The sequence below is a fragment of the Bifidobacterium platyrrhinorum genome (genome assembly GCF_010667645.1).
GTDB lineage: Bacteria > Actinomycetota > Actinomycetes > Actinomycetales > Bifidobacteriaceae > Bifidobacterium > Bifidobacterium platyrrhinorum.
The window spans coordinates 209,022-225,989 of the sequence record NZ_WHZV01000002.1; the positions used below are offsets into that span (position 1 = coordinate 209,022).

General features: G+C 63.4%; 10 protein-coding genes and 1 tRNA gene. 9 read left to right on the forward strand and 2 right to left on the reverse strand.

The genetic code is table 11. From position 1 onward, the window contains the following. Positions 1 to 277 precede the first annotated feature (277 nt). The 8 genes from GFD21_RS04155 (at position 278) to GFD21_RS04190 (ending at position 13,085) form a co-directional block, all read left to right on the forward strand. Positions 278 to 733: a holo-ACP synthase gene (locus GFD21_RS04155; RefSeq protein ID WP_163196680.1), complete on the forward strand. Its 456-nt coding sequence runs from the start codon at positions 278 to 280 to the stop codon at positions 731 to 733. A gap of 270 nt (positions 734 to 1,003) precedes the next feature. Continuing rightward, positions 1,004 to 2,839, forward strand: a complete 1,836-nt coding sequence (locus tag GFD21_RS04160) for an alpha-amylase family protein (protein WP_163196681.1) — start codon at positions 1,004 to 1,006, stop codon at positions 2,837 to 2,839. Positions 2,840 to 3,381: 542 nt separating this feature from the next. Further along, positions 3,382 to 4,458, forward strand: coding sequence for a biotin--[acetyl-CoA-carboxylase] ligase (locus GFD21_RS04165; protein WP_404801552.1), 1,077 nt, complete (start codon positions 3,382 to 3,384; stop codon positions 4,456 to 4,458). 251 nt (positions 4,459 to 4,709) lie between these two features. Next, positions 4,710 to 4,783 (forward strand) — tRNA-Gly (locus GFD21_RS04170). Between the two features lie 994 nt (positions 4,784 to 5,777). After that, entirely contained in the window at positions 5,778 to 6,467 is a 690-nt protein-coding gene (locus tag GFD21_RS04175) for a hypothetical protein (protein ID WP_163196682.1), read from the forward strand. Positions 6,468 to 6,926: 459 nt separating this feature from the next. Then, positions 6,927 to 7,196, forward strand: coding sequence for a 30S ribosomal protein S15 (gene rpsO / locus GFD21_RS04180; RefSeq protein WP_163196683.1), 270 nt, complete (start codon positions 6,927 to 6,929; stop codon positions 7,194 to 7,196). A gap of 345 nt (positions 7,197 to 7,541) precedes the next feature. Next, complete coding sequence (locus tag GFD21_RS04185) at positions 7,542 to 10,295, forward strand: polyribonucleotide nucleotidyltransferase (protein WP_163196684.1); 2,754 nt, start codon at positions 7,542 to 7,544, stop codon at positions 10,293 to 10,295. Between the two features lie 357 nt (positions 10,296 to 10,652). Beyond that, complete coding sequence (locus tag GFD21_RS04190; protein WP_163196685.1) at positions 10,653 to 13,085, forward strand: InlB B-repeat-containing protein; 2,433 nt, start codon at positions 10,653 to 10,655, stop codon at positions 13,083 to 13,085. 1,332 nt (positions 13,086 to 14,417) lie between these two features. Here GFD21_RS04190 and GFD21_RS04195 read toward each other — a convergent pair. Continuing rightward, positions 14,418 to 14,729: an XRE family transcriptional regulator gene (locus GFD21_RS04195; protein ID WP_163196686.1), complete on the reverse strand. Its 312-nt coding sequence runs from the start codon at positions 14,727 to 14,729 to the stop codon at positions 14,418 to 14,420. A 190-nt stretch (positions 14,730 to 14,919) separates the two neighbouring features. Beyond that, positions 14,920 to 16,140, reverse strand: coding sequence for a trans-sulfuration enzyme family protein (locus GFD21_RS04200; RefSeq protein ID WP_163196687.1), 1,221 nt, complete (start codon positions 16,138 to 16,140; stop codon positions 14,920 to 14,922). A gap of 426 nt (positions 16,141 to 16,566) precedes the next feature. Between GFD21_RS04200 and GFD21_RS04205 the strand changes: the two genes are divergently transcribed. Beyond that, on the forward strand, positions 16,567 to 16,968 hold a 402-nt coding region (locus GFD21_RS04205), incomplete at its 3' end, for an InlB B-repeat-containing protein (RefSeq protein WP_163196688.1).

The following is a 16,968-nucleotide window of genomic DNA, read 5'->3' on the forward strand; positions in this document are numbered from 1 at the left end:
TGACGCCGTGACACCGTTCGGCCCCTTGGGCGAGGGGCCGGCGGCGTCGCGTCGACACCGTGCCCGGCCATCGTGATCGGCCCCCTCCGACGAGGGCTGTCGGCGAAGCCGACTGGGGGAGAGACCGCGGCGCGTTTCCCGCGGTCTCTCCCTCCGGCGCGTCGCGCCACCTCCCTCGTCAGAGGGAGGCTTTTTCATATTCGTACATATTCATGCATATTCGTATGCGTATCGATTCGCATGCACACCTTCGCATGCACACCGATGGGGGGTCATCATGCCGGTGCTGGGACTCGGCCATGACGTGGTCGACGTGGCGGCGTTCGCGGAGCAGCTCGCGCTGCCCGGCTCGCGCATGCGCGCGTTGTTCTCGGTGCGCGAGACGCGGCAGGCCGCGGCCCGCGCGGCGGTGAAGCACGACGGCGAGGCCGTGCATCTTGCCGCCAAATGGGCCGGCAAGGAGGCGGTCCTCAAGGCGTGGTGCGAGGCCGTGGGGGAGGGGTTGTTGCCGTACACGATCGACGATTTCCCCTGGTCCGGCATCGAGATCCTCGACGACGCGCACGGCCGCCCGCACGTCGCGCTGCGCGCCGACGTCGCACGCGCGTTGCACGGGTCGGTGAGGGTTTCCGAGGAGACGGCGTCCGAAAAGGCGATGCCCGCCCTCCGCTGGCACGTCTCCCTCACCCACGACGCCGGCATCGCCTCCGCCGTCGCGCTCCTCGAGTCATAATCCCATGGTGCGGTGAAATCCCCATGGTGCGGTGCCGCAAAACGGCTGTTTCCCAACGATGCGGAGATTGCGCGTTGCCGCACCACGGGAGCGGTAGACGAATGGTGGGCGGGTGTGTGATGCAAACGCTGTTACCGTTGCCGCGACAGGCGTTGAACCGGTTTGACACGCCGGATATCGAACCGGTTTGATAACTCGCGTGCGCGAGGATACACTGAAACACGTCATCGGAACACAACGAAGTCAGGCATCGAAGCCAAGGAGTCACACATGACCGATCACAGCAACGCCGTTTCCCCCACCACCGACGACGTCTTCGCCGCCCGCCTCGCCCGCCACCACGACGAGCTCGAATCCCTCTTCCGCATGCTGTACGGCGACTCCCCGGAGCTCGCCGTCTTCGAACGCGCCATGGCCGACTGCTACGCCGAGCGCCCCGCCGACCTCAAGAAGCTCGACCTCGAGCGCGAGCAGGACCCGGAATGGTACAAGCGCGGCAACATGTTCGGCATGACCATGTACACCGACCTGTTCGCGGGCGACCTCAAGAAGCTCGCCGGCAAGATCGACTACCTCAAGGAGCAGAAGCTCACCTACCTGCACCTCATGCCGCTGCTCAAGATGCCCCACCCGGACAACGACGGCGGCTACGCCATCGAGGACTTCGACACCGTCGACCCGCTGCTCGGCTCCAACGAGGACCTCGCCGCGCTCACCAAGAAGCTGCGCAAGGCCGGCATCAGCCTCTGCCTCGACTTCGTGATGAACCACACCGCCTCCTCCCACCGCTGGGCGAAGGCCGCCGAGGCCGGCGACCCCGAATACCAGGACTACTACTTCTGCTACGACGACCGCACCATCCCCGACCAGTACGACGCCGTCGTCCCGCAGGTCTTCCCGAACACCGCGCCCGGCAACTTCTCCTGGAACGAGAAGATGGGCAAGTGGGTCATGACCCAGTTCTACCCGTTCCAGTGGGACCTCAACTACCGCAACCCGAAGGTCTTCACCGCGATGATGACCTCCGTCATGCACCTGGCCAACCTCGGTGTCGAGGTGTTCCGACTCGACGCCGTGCCGTACATCTGGAAGCAGTTCGGCACCAACTGCCGCAACCTGCCGCAGGTTCACACCATCGTGCGCATGATGCGCATGATGCTCGAGATCGTCTGCCCGGCCGTCGTGCTCAAGGGCGAGGTCGTCATGGCCCCCAAGGAGCTCGCCGCCTACTTCGGCACCCCCGAGCGCCCCGAATGCCACATGCTGTACAACGTGTCCATCATGGTGAACCTGTGGGCCGCGCTCGCCAGCGGCGACGTGCGCCTGCTCAAGCGCCAGGCCGACAAGCTCAACGCCCTGCCGGACAACTGCTGGTTCGTCAACTACCTGCGCTGCCACGACGACATCGGCTGGGGCCTCGACGAGGACGAGGAGGTGCGCCTCGCCATCGACCCGCTCAAGCACAAGGAGTTCCTGTACCACTTCTACGAGGGCGCGGTCCCCGGCAGCTGGGCCATGGGCGAGCTGTACAACTACGACGAGGCCAGCAAGGACGCCCGCAGCTGCGGCACCGCCGCCTCGCTGTGCGGCGTCGAGAAGGCGATCATCACGCACGACAAGCCCGCCTACGAGAAGGCTATCGACCGCGACCTGCTCATGCACCGCGCCATGGCGTTCCTGCGCGGCTTCCCGATGCTCAACTGCGGCGACGAGATCGGCCAGCTCAACGGCTGGGACTACAAGGAGGACCCGGACCGCGTGGCCGACAGCCGCAACCTGCACCGCAGCAAGTTCGACTGGAAGAAGGCCGCCGAGCGCAACACCCCCGGCACGCTCCAGAACCGCCTGTGGGAGGGTATGGAGTCGCTGCGCGAGATGCGCGACGACCCGTGCTTCGGCCCGGACGCGTGGGTGACCACCTGGGACACCCACGACGACGCGATTCTCGCCGTGGTCCGCAAGGAGGGCGAGCGCACGATCGTCGGCCTGTTCAACTTCTCCAACACCGACACGTACGCCGCGCTCGACAGCACCGCCGACGTCACGCTCCCCGATCGCGTCGACCTCAAGCCCTACGAGACCAAGGTGATCGTCGCCCACGAGTGACGGTTCCTCCCGGGACCGTACACCCCTCCAAGCCGGAAGGAACGTACGCGGGGAATTCCCTCGCGTACGTTCCTTCCGGCTTCGTCGTACTTGGCCGGAGCAACCGTATGTTGGGTCCCGTGCCGGAATACGTTCCCTCCGGCCTCGGCCGGGGCAACCGGAAGGAACGTGCGTCGGCCCCATCGTTGGGTGCGTTCCTTCCGGCGTCGGCCAAGCTGGCCGAAGCAACCGTATGCTGGACCCATCATGGAGTACGTTCCCTCCGGTCTCGAACGGGTTGACCGGAAGGAACGTACGCGTGGATTTCTCCTGCGTACGTTTTCTCCGGGCCTGTCATGGATGACCGGAGAAAACGTGCATCGAACCCGTCGTGAAGTACGTTCCCTCCGGCCTCGGCCGGGGCAGCCGGAAGAAACGTGCGTCGGTCCCATCGTTGGGTACGTTTCTTCCGGCGTCGGCCAGGCTGATCGGAGAAACGGGCCTCCGGGGGCGCAATGGGATGTGGGAGGATCGTCCGGTTCTCCCGCGCTACAGTCGGGGTTATGACGAACCTGCAGCATGCCGATGCCTCTCCGATGCCCCGTACTGCCGCCATGGCCGACCGGATGGTGTTCGTCGACGAAGTCGGATCGACCAACACCCTCGCGCGCGAGCTGATCAGCCAAGGCGGCATCGTGTTGACTGGTGCTGGTGCTGGTGCTGGTGCTGGTGCTGGTGCTGGTGCTCCGCGTATTGCCGTGGTCGCGACGGACCGGCAGACCGCCGGTCGTGGCCGTCTCGACCACACGTGGGTGAGCCGGCCGGGGGAGTCGTCCACCGTAACCTACGCGCTCGCCGTACCCCGCGCCATCGCGACCGACGAATCGGTCAACGGTTGGCTGCAGATGATCGCCGGCCTCGCCGCACTCGACGGCCTCGCCGAAGCAGTCGGACAATCCGGTGCCGATTATTTGCGCGGATCATTCGCCTCAGGCCTGCAGTATGAACCGGCCGATACGATGCACCAAAGGACCGCCGTCGACGCGCTCCGGCTCAAATGGCCGAACGACATCTTCATCGACGGCCGCAAACTCGGCGGCATCCTCGCCGAGCTGGTGCAGTTGCCCAAGCATCGGAATGACGCCGATCCGAATTCTGGTCCGGGCCGGCCCGCGCGGGGGGAAGGCGTCATTGCCGCAGTGGGCCAATCCGCCGGTGAGCCCGATCATCATGATGACGCCGCGGCGCAGGTGGGCGTCATCTTCGGCATCGGGCTGAACCTCGCCGTGCCCGCCGACCGGCTGCCCACGGAGCAGTCCACGTCGTTGCAACTGCATTATGGGCCGTTGCCGGACGGCGTCACGTTGCGTGACATGGTCGCCGCCGGCACGGTCTCGTCGTTGCGCCGCCGGGTCGCCGTGTTCGTCGCCGACCCGCGCGGACAGGCCGCATCGCTACGCGAGGAGGTGACGAGGCGATGCTATACGCTCGGCCGTTGCGCCGTCGCGCACTTCGTCGACGGCAGTGAACTGGAGGGGGAGGCGGTCGCGTTGAACGCGGACGCGTCGCTCACCATGCGTGATGCGTCCGGTGTGACGCACGTCGTGCGCACCGCCGACGTCGGCGTGCTTCCCGCCTGATGCGGGATCCGGTGCATGGACGCGCGATCCGCCTGGTGGGGTAATGCTTTGGATTCCCGGGCGTGCGAGATGGTTGTCCGGCAACTACACGACACCACGCCCTGCGTCGACCGGTTTCCGGGCGCGCGAGGTGGTTGTCATGACGATGCGGGAAGGGTGACGACGCGCACCGGGGACGCGGCTTGTGTGTCGCCGGGCTCCGTGTATAATTGCTCGAGTTGTTTGATCGGGGAGACCCGGTGAGATGATGCGCGGGCGTAGCTCAATGGTAGAGCCTCAGTCTTCCAAACTGATTACGCGGGTTCGATTCCCGTCGCCCGCTCCACTGACACAAGGCCGAAACCATGAATATTCCAATGGTTTCGGTTTTTCATATTTGAGCGATGCATGCTTCCCGCCCAGTGCGCTTGGGGCCATGTAAAGAGACGTGAGTAGTTCGGGTTAATAGACAAAACGTGGGTCTTAAATCTGGTGGGAGCCGTTCTCCTGTTTTGTGTGTCGGGGTGCGACTAGTGGTTCGGGTGTTCATCACACCCCGACATGCAAATCCGCAGTAGGGCTTACTCAGGATTTAAGACCCACGTTTCTTTACTTAGCCCGTTCGGAGTGAATTGCTTTTCTGTTGTACGGGGCGGGTTGTGATTAACGGTTCGGGTATTAATCACACCCCGACATGCAAGACGGGAGAACGCCTCGCCTGCGATTTAAGACCCACGTTTTGACCCTTAACCCGGGATTTAAGACCCACATTTCGACCCTTGCCCCACGTTTGTCTATTAACCCCACGCTTCTTTACTTAATCCCACTCCTGTTCGTCGCACTCGACGCGGATTAATCGTTATATGCGCATTGGGGGTGCATTGTTCCATTGCACTCAATGCGCGAGGAGCGACTTTGCGGTTTGGGGGAGAATCGTTCGTCGCACTCAAATGACGTCAATCGTTATATATGCGTTGGGTGCCAAGGCGTGGACTTGGATAATCGTTGGAAAATGGCGGTTCTGGGTTGACGAACGATTCCCGTGTGTGGAGGGGCGCATGCCCTCAACGCCGAAAGAGCCGGTTCTGCTGTTGAGTGCGACGCATAATGTCGCACTCAACTCAATATGCATATGAACACGTATTGAGGGAGATAAGCCGCGTCGCACTTGACGTGGTATGCGGGTGAATGCGTGCCGAATTCGACGAGTGCGCAATGATAGCGGCATCTCCTATTAATATGGTCATCGCTATGCGACCCGTCGAGGGTCGCACGGGCGTGAAGCATGAACGGCGGAACACATCCCGACATCGGGCGAGGCGGACAAGCGAGGCGGATGCATGGCGGACGAGAGCGAGCGTAACGAGGCCACCGAGATCGTGGACGGCCAGGTGGAGACGGTCGAGGTCTCGAAGCATCCGGAGGCGACGATCCCGGAAACTGACCTGTCGCTTGCGGACATCGAGCGTGGCCGGTCCCATCCGGCGCAGTGGGCGGTGTACGCGGTGGCCGTGCTGGTCGCGATTATCGCGCCCTATTGGCTCGGCCGTTCGCTCGCCGTGCACAACACCGCATGGCTCACGGCCCATCTCAACGCGTTCACGCCGCAGGGCATGGCGTTCGTCTCGTGGACGGTCACGCTGGTGGCGGTCGCGTGCCTCGGCATCGCGATCGTCGATTCCGGCAGGTGGGTGTGGCGCATCCTGTTCGTGTTCGGGCTTGTGGCCGAACAGTTCGTTGCCGGTGTGGCGCTGCTCAAACTCGACTTCTGGTATTCGACGTATGTGGTGTACGGCGATTCGGCGACGGTCGCGAATGCGGCGAACCTCGGCATCATCGCGGCCGGCTTCGGCGTGGCCGTGTTCGCGGTCGTGTGGGTGGGACTGCTCGTGGTGATCCGCAAGGAGTCGCCGTTGAACGTGCTCACGCGCAGTTGGGCGTCGTTCATCCTGTTCTTCGCGATTGAGGTGGTCGCGCTGCTGGTGGTCATGTTCGGCGGTCTGCTCACCACGGTCGCCACCGGCGCGTGAGCGCCATCCCCGGCCTTTCCGATTCGGTTCCTTTCCGGATCGGTTCCTTTCCGGATCGACCGGCCGTTGCGGCCATCCTGCGACTGCAATGATTCCTTTTCATTCCGATTGCTCCTTATATATAAGGGCATATGCGGCGACGTATAAGCGGGGTTTCTCGACTGGCAACCAATCCAATCAACGGCGACGTATAAGCAGGGGGCGAAATGCGTGGGGGCGCGCATGGGCGGCTGCGGAATGGCTGCCAAGTGACAGGTGCCGCGGAATGGCCGCACACCCGGCACCCGACCCCGGCCCCCGGCCCCGGCACCCCCAGCGACGAAAAACTCCGCCCTCGGCGGACCTGCGTGTCGTCCCCACCCTCGCCTATAGTCTTCATTTGGCGTAAATCGCCCGCGGATAGAGAGCGCTTCGAGCACCATGCCCGGGGCACCGCGCAACGACCATAAGGAGGATGCCGTGGCACTGACGGCTGAAGAGAAGTCCCAGATCATCAACGAGTTCGCGACCCACGAGGGCGACACCGGCTCCCCGGAGGTCCAGGTCGCGCTGCTCTCCAAGCGCATCGCCGATCTGACCGAGCACCTCAAGGAGCACAAGCACGATCACCACTCCCGTCGTGGTATGCAGATGATGATCGGTGACCGTCGCTCCCTGCTTGACTACCTCAAGCGCAACGACATCAACCGTTACCGTGCGCTGATCGAGAAGCTTGGTCTGCGTCGATAAGTGAAGACTTCCGCCCGGGCGCCATCGGCGTTCGGGCGTTTTACATACGCCTGCCAACGGCAACACAACCGAAGAGGGGACGAGCCCAAGAGGATAGGCCGCGAGGCGCGGTCGACGAGAGAGGCTCAGCTTACGAATCGTGAAGGGTTGACACGAGGAACGCGCGGCCGGAGGGCCGCGTCTGATGGCCGCGAGGCCAGCGATCAGGAACGAATGTAAGAGCCTGGCCCGGCTGAAGAAGGGCCGATGGGTGCGGGTGCACGCACGTATACGGCACCGGGGCGCACCAAGAGAAAACACATAGGTATAACCGAAGAACAGAACAAGAACAAAAGGAGGAACCCTATGGAGGGTCCCGAGATCAAGGCCGCCGAGGCCGTTATCGATAATGGATCATTCGGCAAGCGCACGCTGCGCTTCGAGACCGGCCGCCTCGCCCAGCAGGCGGACGGCGCCGTCGCCGCCTACCTGGACGACGACACCATGGTGCTGAGCACTACCACCGCCGGTTCCAGCCCGAAGGAGAACTACGACTTCTTCCCGCTGACCGTCGACGTCGAGGAGAAGATGTACGCCGCGGGCAAGATTCCCGGCTCCTTCTTCCGCCGCGAGGGCCGTCCGTCCAACGACGCCATCCTCGCCTGCCGCATCATCGACCGCCCGCTGCGCCCGCTGTTCCCGCACACGCTGCGCAACGAGGTGCAGGTCGTCGAGACCGTGCTCGCCGTCAACCCGGACGACGCGTACGACGTGGTCGCGCTGAACGCGGCCTCCGCCTCCACCATGATCTCCGGCCTGCCGTTCGGCGGCCCGGTCTCCGGCGTGCGTCTGGCCCTCATCGACGGCCAGTGGGTCGCCTTCCCGAAGTGGAGCGAGCGTGAGCGCGCCGTGTTCGAGATCGTGGTCGCGGGCCGCGTGATCGAGAACGGCGACGTCGCGATCGCCATGATCGAGGCCGGCGCCGGCAAGAACGCCTGGCACCTCATCTACGACGAGGGCCAGACCAAGCCGGACGAGACCGTCGTGGCCGAGGGCCTCGAGGCCGCCAAGCCGTTCATCAAGGTGATCTGCGAGGCGCAGAACGAGCTCAAGGAGAAGGCCGCGAAGGCCACCAAGGAGTTCCCGCTCTTCCCGGAGTACACCGAGGACCTCTACAACCGCATCGACGAGATCGCCCACCACGACCTCGACGAGGCGCTGACCATCGCGGAGAAGCTGCCGCGTCAGGATCGCATCCATGAGATCAAGGAGCACGTGCGCGAGATCCTCGCCAACGAGTTCACCGACATGGACGACGCCGAGAAGGACAAGGAGCTCGGCAACGCGTTCAAGGAGCTGCAGCGCCAGATCGTGCGCCGCCGCATCCTCACCGAGGACTACCGCATCGACGGCCGTGGCCTGAAGGACATCCGCACCCTGTCCGCCGAGGTGGACATCGTGCCGCGCGTCCACGGCTCCGCCCTGTTCCAGCGCGGCGAGACCCAGATCCTGGGCGTCACCACGCTGAACATGCTCAAGATGGAGCAGCAGCTGGACTCCCTGTCCGGCCCGCAGTCGAAGCGCTACATGCACAACTACGAGATGCCGCCGTACTCCACCGGCGAGACCGGCCGCGTCGGCTCCCCGAAGCGCCGCGAGATCGGCCACGGCGCCCTCGCCGAGAAGGCCCTCGTGCCGGTGCTGCCGAGCCGTGAGGAGTTCCCGTACGCGATCCGCCAGGTCTCCGAGGCCATCGGCTCCAACGGCTCCACCTCCATGGGCTCCGTGTGCGCCTCCACCCTGTCGCTGCTGGCGGCGGGCGTGCCGCTGAAGGCCCCGGTCGCGGGCATCGCGATGGGCCTGGTCTCCGGTGATGTGGACGGCCAGCACATCTACAAGACCCTGACCGACATCCTGGGCGCCGAGGACGCGTTCGGCGACATGGACTTCAAGGTGGCCGGCACCTCCGAGTTCATCACCGCCCTGCAGCTCGACACCAAGCTGGACGGCATCCCGGCCGACATCCTCGCCGCCGCCCTGCAGCAGGCCAAGGACGCGCGCACCACGATCCTCGAGGTCATCAACGAGTGCATCGACGGCCCGGCCGAGATGAGCGAGTTCGCCCCGCGCATCATCACCACCACCGTGCCGGTGGAGAAGATCGGCGAGGTCATCGGCCCGAAGGGCAAGATGATCAACCAGATCCAGGAGGATACGGGCGCCGAGATCGCCATCGAGGATGACGGCACCGTGTTCATCTCCTCCGAGGGCGGCGAGGCCGCCGAGAAGGCGAAGCAGATCATCGACCAGATCGCCAACCCGCACGTGCCGCAGGCCGGCGAGACCTACAACGGCAAGGTCGTGAAGACCACGTCGTTCGGCGCGTTCGTGAACCTGACCCCGGGCACCGACGGTCTGCTGCACATCTCGCAGATCCGCAACCTGACCAACGGCGAGCGCATCGACCAGGTCGAGGACGTGCTCAAGGAGGGCGACACCGTCGAGGTGGTCGTCCAGGGTGTGGACGACCGCGGCAAGATCTCGCTCGCGATCCCCGGTTTTGAGGATCAGGAGTCGGGCGCGGGCCGTCGCGGCGGCGACCGTCCGTCCCGCGGCGACCGTTCCGACCGTGACGACCGTCGCGGCGGCCGCGGCCCGCGTCGCGACCGTGACGACCGTCGCTCGGATCGTGATGACCGTGACGATCGCGATTACGACGATCGTCCGCGTCGCCGCCGCCCGGTGGAGCGCGACGATGACGATCGTGATTACGATGATCGTCCGCGTCGCCGTCGTTCCGCCGACCGCGATTACGATGACCGTGACGATCGTGATTACGATGATCGTCCGCGTCGCCGTCGTTCCGCCGACCGCGACTACGATGACCGTGACGACCGCCGTGGTTCCCGCGCCGAGCGCGGCGACCGCGATGACGATCGTCCGCGTCGCCGTCGTTCCGACCGTGACGATGACCGTCGTGGCGGCCGTCGTGGCGGCTACGATCGCAACCCGCGTTACGCGACCGACGAGAACTACGATGAATACCATGCGGACCGCGTGGAGCGCACCGAGCGCCCGCGCCGCCGTGTGCGTCGAGACTTCGACCCGTTCGAGGACTGATCGGACCCTATCGGTCCTCAGGCGTGTCGTAACGCTTGAGTAAGGAGAGAAACGCCCGCCACCGGATTCCAACCGGCGGCGGGTGTTTTGCTATGTGGACGGTCGGGTGTTTTGCGGGGTTTCGCGATGGGGTGGAAGAGGTGTGTCGCGCTTGGAAAATGGGGCATCCCCCCCCCCCTAACGCCGAAGCTTGGAAAACCCTTGAGCTTGACTATGTCTTCTACTTGGAGTTACATAGGCGATAGCTGAGGTTCCGGTTGAGGACGGAACCTGGGTTTGTTTCAGGCGATTTTCGAAGGCGTCTGCTTGGGACAAGTGTAACTGATGGTAATTGGAAGTACTATCGAAGGGTCCCAAATGACTGTTAAGAAGTTTGTGGGCGCGGTCGCCGCAGCTGCGATGCTGGTGTGCCTCGTCCCCGCGACTAGTGCGGTCGCTGCGGAGGAAACCGCCGCGCCGAACACTACGACGCAAACCAACAATACGTGCAGTGTCACGTTGGAAGTCAACGGCTACCGTCTTGTGGTGCCGGATGCGAATGGCCGTGTTTCCTGTGGTGACACGCTGGCCAAGGCTGTTGCCACCTACCAGTCCAGCTTCAATATTGATTTCTCGAAGCAGGAGATTACTGGCTGGAAGATTGACAATGCCGGCATGAATGTTAAGACCAGCGCTCCGCTCAACAGCGAGGAGTTCCAGGCTCCGCATGTTCTGGTCGCTCAGGTGAAGGACAAGCCGGCCGTGCCGCAGTACGCGACCGTTCACTTCGTGAACACGCTGACCGGCAACGACTACAGCTCCACCGATAAGGCCGTCTTCAACGACACGCTGCTGAAGTACGCGCCGACCGTGACCGAGAATGGCTACACCTTCGCCGGCTGGACCTACGATCAGGCCGGCCAGAAGCCGGTGGGTCAGAACGACCCGGTCACTGGTGGCACCGTCATCTATGTCTACGCTCAATGGACCAAGAACGCCGAGCCGCAGCCGGTCGCCAAGACCTTGGTCACCTTCGAGGTGAACGGCAAGGTCGTCTCCGGCGGTTTCGTGAACACCGGCAGCAAGCTGTCCGACGTCTACAACACCAAGAAGGCCGAGATCCAGGGCAAGATTCCCGCGGGTAAGGTCATCGCCCGTTGGACCGACAAGGCCACCAGCAAGGTGTACACCACCGGTCTTGACGACTGGGATGCCGTCGCCACCGGCGACCGTCAGGTGCTGGTCGCGTTCTTCGAGGACGCCCCGGTCAACCACTCCACTATCACCTACAAGGACTCCATCTCCGGCAAGACTTACACCACGAACATCGTTGAGTACTGGAAGCCGGTTCTGAGCGACGCCTTCGACGTTGCCAAGGACGGCTACACCTTCGCTGGCTGGACCTACGATCGCGAAGGCAAGATTCCGGTTGCCAAGGGTGACGTTGCTTCCAAGGATACTTACGAGATCTGGGCTCAGTGGAAGAAGACCCCGAAGACTCTGGTCACTTTCTCCGTGAACGGTAAGTCCATCTCCGGTGGCTTCGTGAACACCGGCAGCAAGCTTGGCGATCTCTACAACGCCAAGAAGGCCGAGATCCAGGGCAAGATCCCCGCAGGCAAGGTCATCACCCGTTGGACCGACAAGGCCACCCACAAGGTGTACACCACCGATCTCACCGACTGGGATGCCGTCGCCACCGGCGACCGTCAGGTCCTCGTCGCGTTCTTCGATGACGCTCCGGCCGAGTACTTCACCGTCACTTACAAGGATTCCCTGACCGGCAAGACCTACCTGACCAACCGCGTCAAGAACGGCGGCAAGGTGCTCAGCGATTCCTTCGACGTTGCCAAGAAGGGCTACACCTTCGCCGGCTGGAGCTACGATCAGGAAGGCAAGTCCCCGGTCCTGAAGTCCGACTTCGTCTCCCACGACACTGTGGTTTACGCTCAGTGGAAGGCCACCTACTACACCGTCACCTACAAGGATTCCCTGACCGGCAAGACCTACACCACCAACCGCGTCAAGTTCGGCGGCAAGGTGCTCAGCGATTCCTTCGACGTTGCCAAGAAGGGCTACACCTTCGCCGGCTGGACCTTCGACAAGAAGGGCAAGAAGGCCGTGACGGACACCGCCAAGGTGCGCAAGGACGTCACCGTGTGGGCTCAGTGGACCAAGAAGAAGGTCTACACCATCAACTACGCCGATTCCATGACCGGCAAGGTGTACACCTCCAACCAGATCACCGAGGGCGGCAAGTACCTTGACATCCACTTCGAGGTCGCCAAGAAGGGCTACACCTTCAACGGCTGGACCTTCGATCGCGAGGGCCACTACCCGGTGAACGCTGACGCCGTCGTGAACGACGAGTACGTCAACGCTTTCGGCGACACCATCTACGCTCAGTGGAAGCAGGACAACGCCCGCTCCGTCACCTTCATCTGGAGCGATGACGAGGGCACCAACCACATCTCCCGCGTGAATGTGGTCGAGGGCACCAAGCTCACTGAGGATCAGGTCCCGGTCCCGGGCACCCGCACTGGTTACAAGTTCAAGGGCTGGTTCGCGCAGACTGGTCATGAGTTCGACATCAACGAGCCTGTGACCGCTAACTACGTGTACACCGCTCGTTGGACCAAGGTCGTGCCGGCCGCCAAGCTGACCCCGGCTCAGAAGAACGCCAAGAAGGCCACGAAGAAGGCCAAGGCTCAGCTGAGCCAGACCGGTTCCGCGGTCCTCGGCGTGTCTGCTGTCGCGGTCATCGCTATGATCGGTGCCGGCGTGGTCCTCACGCTCCGCAAGCGCGCCTGAGCTTCACGCTCAGCCCGCTGCGGCCAGGCCGAACAATCACAAGCTTGATTGGCGGTTGTCCGACCTCCTCAAATGCAGTTGACGGTGTGAGGCTGCCTTCGAAATCACCTCGCATCTGATGCATGGCCTCACGGCCGCCAATCAAGGGGCCCCTGGGAGCAATCCCAGGGGCCCTATTTGTATTTCCTCGAAAAATATTCGGTGTGGAATCGGAACCTGACGTGCGCGGGGAACAGCGTACATGGCAGTCGTCATGATCTTCGACATACTGCTATGCATCGCAGGTATTGAGAAGGGGCTCCGGTGAAATGCCCGGGGCCCCTTGGTCTGACGAGGGTGGACCAGAACCACCCCATCGGTTTTGGTCCGTTCTCGAAAGTCGTTGCGCACCGCCTTGAAAGGAGAACGGCTAGCAGTACCTCTACCGACCCCTCCACTATAACCGATAGACTTGAATTTCGCCGTGGAATCCTCTAGCAGGGATGAACCGGCCATCCGGCAATCGTCGGATGACGCTGCCGCGTCCTACGCGGCGCGGCCTGACGGAAAGGCGCGTCATGCGCACACCAGAAGAAGGGCCGCGAAGCGGCTCCATGCTGTGGTATATGGCGATTATCATAATCGTCATGTCGTCCAGAACCGACACGGTCACGGCCGATGTCATATGCGTTGGCCTTACGGTTTACGCCATGTGGCGGCACCACGCAAAGGATCGCAACTAGCGGTTCTTCAGGGTTTCTGCAAGTACCAGCTTGCAGAAACCCTTTACAAAGTGTGTTTTCTCTGATACGGCCCGTGTCGTGTATGTTTCTCGAAGTGCGCGAAAACGGAATACGGCGGCTTCACGCCACGGTGCGTGACATGCAATGAAGAAAAAGCGATCGGCGGTCGCTCGACCTCCTCGTATGCGAGGGTGGCGCGGGCCTGCCTTCGAAATCATCCCGCGCCGTCTTGGTGCATGGCCTGGCGGCCGCCGATCACGTGTGGATTCGCCGGGCGGATGCCGGTGAGAGGGGCTGTACGGCTTCTCGGGTCCCAATGATGAGAGGCCATGCAGTGAATCTCACCGGCGGCGCGCACGTTCTATTGAGGATCGAACGCACGGCGCGGCCGTGAACCCACGTCGTTGAGCCCAACCGAGCATGTGTTGCCGGGCTCTATGCCATTTATACCCCCTCCGCCGTACAAATATCGGGTGCTTTTCCGCATTATAGGGGGTCGTCTCACGTGGTGGACGGCCAACGTGAGGTCCGCCGGGTGACCGCCGGGCGAATCAACGGGCGGACCGGCGGCGTATGACGACGAGGGGAGGGCGGAATCGGAACGTCGCCTTCAGACGATCGCGATGGGCTCGTTTCCCGGCAGGGCGATGCTGACATGCAGGGTGCCGCCAAGCCCTTCGACGTATCGTTTCAGCGTGGAGACCTGCGTGCGGTCGATGTCGGCGAGCTCGATCTCGCACACGCGCTTCTGGTTCACGCCCATATGACCGGCGAGCTGCTGCTGCGTCAGATCGCAGGCCCTGCGCACGTCCCTGAGCCCGTATACGCGATCATGGTCCCGCAGCAGTCCTCCATACGGTTCCGGGCCGCGTTCGGCAAGACCGCGTTTGGTCGCGCGCGTCCCGCGTGAGGCATGCGTCATATCGTCCCTCCTGTTCCCGCGTCCATCGGATCGACGGACGTTCGTGCGATGAGGGTACGCGATGGAGGAGCGCCGTGTCCACGTCGGCACGACGAATGTGGATAACTCCCGTCGGGATGGTGGACAATTCCCGTCCCGACGGGAACGTCGCGGTCCGCAGAACGCTGACGGTCGGCGGGCCGCGACCGTGTCACAGCCCGGCTTCGGCGAGGGCGTGGTCGATGTCGCGGATGAGGTCGTCGGTGTCCTCGAGACCCACGGCCAGGCGGAAGAACCCGCGGTGGAACTCCTCCGGGTACAGGTACTGGCGTTCGTCGTCCTCGCCGAGGAACACGATGAGGCTTTCGTCATGGCCTAGCGACACGGCCGACGTGATCACGTTGAGCTTGCTCACGAACCGGTTGTGCCCGTCATGGTTGGTGTCGAGACCGAACGAGAGCACGCCGCCGAAGCCCGCGTCCGGACGGGCGAGCTGGCGTGCCGCCACGTCGTGATGCGGGTGCGACTCGAGCCCCGGGTACGCGACGAACCGCACCTGCGGCAACGATTCCAGATGCTTCGCGATGGCCAGGGCGGACGCGTTGTGCTGGCGCATGCGCAGCGGCAACGTCACCGAACCGCGGTTGATGAGCCACGCGTTGAACGGCGAGATGATGCCGCCGTAGTTCACCTGATAGGTGAAACGGATCTTGTCGGTGAGCTCCTTGCGGGTAGCGATGGCGCCGCCGAGCGCGTCGCCGTGCCCGTTGATGTACTTCGTGAGGCTTTCGATGACGACATCCGCGCCGAGATCGGCGGGGCGCACGTTGAACGGCGAGTTGAACGTGTTGTCGACGGAGAGGAGTGCGCCCGCATCGTGCGCGAGTTTCGCCGCCGCCCCGATGTCCGTGACCTTCAACGTCGGGTTGGCGGGCGTCTCGATGTGCACGAGCTTCGTGTTCGGGCGGATCGCGTTCGCGATGTTGGCCGGATCGGACGTGTCCACGATCGACGTCTCGATGCCGTATTTCTCCGGCAGGATTTGGTTGAGCAGACGGTAGGCGGCGATATATGTCGTGTCGGAGAAGATCGCGTGGTCGCCGCGGTTGAGCAGCGTGGTGAACGTGGCGGCGAGGGCGGCGACGCCGGAGGCGAGCACGACCGCGTCTTCGGTGCCTTCGAGATTCGCGAGCTTCGCCTCGAGGTAGCGCTGGTTCGGGTGGCCGTTGCGCGTGTACAGGTTCACGTCCGAGCTGGACCAGTTGATGTCGGAGGGGTCGTAGGGCAGGGCGTAGGCGTTCGCCAGCGTGATCGGGCGGCGGATCGCGCCGGTCTCGGCGTCGACCCCGTTGCCGAGGTGGATGGATTTGGTCGCGAAACCGAGCGGCGTGCCGTCGAACGATTCGCCATGATGCACAAGATCTGAAGTCATGGTTCCGGTCTACCAGCCGCGCGTTGCGCGCGCGAACGTGCGTGGCCGGCGCAAAACCGCGGAATCATGCGGTTTGATAGCCATCCATAGGAAGAACCGTGGATTGTGGTGGCGAGGCGGGCCGTTGGGTGGCGGATATCGGGTGCCGGATGGAGGGTGCCGGGAGGTGGCGACGGATGCGGCGGGCCGTCGCCGGGTTCGCCGGTATACGAACGTTTCGTCGGTATGCGAAACGTTCGGGTGATGGATTCCGGTCGCGATGTTAATACCCTACACCCCCTATATTTGTCCTCGGGGGGGGGGGTATCTTTTTCTGGTGGGATTTCAGTGAAGAGGAATCCCGCGTATCCGGAGGGATTTTCGAAGGCGCCTGATGGGGACTGATAACTCAAGGAGATAGTAGGAAAGTACTGTCGAGGTACCATCATGACTTTGAAGAAGATTATCGCGGGCGCCACCGCGATCGCCGCGCTGGCGGTCCTGGCGCCTATGACGGCCCAGGCCGCGGAGAACGCGCCGGCCGCCGCCGCAACGACCAGCGAGACCACCGCAAAGCTCGCCACCGTGCACTTTATGTCGGCGGACGGCACCCTGATTCAGGATGTCGCCTATAATGCGGGCACTCAGACGTTCGCCACCTACACCGCCGGCATCCAGGCTCCGGCGGTCGAGGGCAAGGTGTTCGCGGGCTGGGCGTTCGCGTCCAACGAGGGCGACAAGCTGGTCGATCCCACGCAGACCGTGTCCGGTGACATCTATGTCTACGCGACCTACAAGGATGTTCCGGCTGCCAAGGATGCGACCGTGTCGTTCTACGGCGCGGACCAG